Origin of the sequence: Acinetobacter sp. YH12021, assembly GCF_013420145.1 — a bacterium.
In the GTDB taxonomy this organism is placed as follows: domain Bacteria; phylum Pseudomonadota; class Gammaproteobacteria; order Pseudomonadales; family Moraxellaceae; genus Acinetobacter; species Acinetobacter towneri.
The window spans coordinates 1-1,299 of sequence record NZ_VOYT01000070.1 but is presented as its reverse complement, the minus strand read 5'-3'; the positions used below and the strand labels follow the sequence as shown (position 1 = coordinate 1,299).

Annotated in this window: 1 protein-coding gene; it reads right to left on the bottom strand. The window is 39.9% G+C overall.

Annotated features, from left to right (window positions below; all coding sequences use genetic code 11):
- Window positions 1-34: 34 nt before the first annotated feature.
- Window positions 35-1,240, bottom strand: a complete 1,206-nt coding sequence (locus FTT91_RS14550; protein WP_004973108.1) for an IS256 family transposase — start codon at window positions 1,238-1,240, stop codon at window positions 35-37.
- Window positions 1,241-1,299: the final 59 nt, after the last annotated feature.

Genomic DNA, 1,299 nt, shown 5'->3' with positions numbered 1-1,299 from the left:
GAGGGCGTTCAAAATTCTGTGTCAGTAAATTTGACTAGATTTTAATTATATCATCTAATCGACCTTCAAAGTAAATGGATAATTGAGTAATCGTTTGTCCCCATTCCTGAATAGGCATTGTCCATTTTTCTGATGCCTGTTGAATACCAATATACAGTAATTTCATCAGACTATCCTCATTGGGGAAAGCTCCTTTGGTTTTGGTTAGTTTGCGGAATTGACGATGTACGGCTTCAACGGCATTGGTGGTGTAAATCGGCTTCCTAATCGCTTTAGGGTATTTGAAATAGGCGGATAGTAGATGCCATTTGGTACGCCATGACTGAATGACCACACCATATTTTTCGCCCCATTTTTCTTCTAGCTCATCCAGTGCTACTTCTGCCGCCCCTTTGGTATCAGCACGGTAAATTGGCTTTAAATCAGCCATAAATGCCTTCTGATCTTTACTGGCAACATAGCGTAAAGAATTACGGATTTGATGAACGATACACAGTTGTATTTCTGTTTGAGGGTAAATCGCTGCTATGGCTTCGGGGAAACCTTTTAGTCCATCTACACAGGCAATCAGAATATCCTGAACACCACGATTTTGTAGGTCTGTCAGTACACTAAGCCAATGGTTCGCCCCTTCGCTTTCCGACAAATGCAAGCCGAGTAGTTCCTTCTTACCTTCAACATTTAAAGCTAAAATGGTATAGATCGCTTTGCTCACATAAACACCTTTATCCTTCACTTTGTAATGTATGGCATCTAACCAAACAAAGGGATAAATTGTATCGAGTGGGCGTTGTTTCCATGCTTGTAACTGAGGGAGGAGCTTATCTGTAATATTGGTGATAGCACCATCTGAAATCTCCAATCCATACATATCAGCAACATGCTTTTGAATATCACGATAGCTCATACCAAGTGCATAGAGTGATATGATTTTATTGTCAATTTCTTCTGATAATTTGGTCTGGTTCTTTTTAACTAACTGTGGCTCAAATTCACCATTTCGATCTCTAGGGGTTTCAAGCTCAAATGAACCTGATGTAGATTTTACTGTCTTGCGAGTATAGCCATTGCGGCGATTACCTTGTTTCGGATTCGCTTCAATGTAATTCTCGATTTCTGCTTCAAGAGCAGCTTCGGTCAGCTGTTTAATTAAAGGGGTGAGTATGCCATTTTCTCCAGTCAGTGCTTGTCCTGACTGGAGTTGTTTTAAGGCTGTTTCAAAATCAAATGTAGTTGCCATAATGCATCATTCCTGTTTTTAACAGTTTAAGGAAATGACACAGTTTTTTGAACACTACC

Bases quoted from the DNA above. Each gene is read 5' to 3' on its own strand.
- FTT91_RS14550 (WP_004973108.1), bottom strand. From the start codon at position 1,240: ATGGCAACTACATTTGATTTTGAAACAGCCTTAAAACAACTCCAGTCA.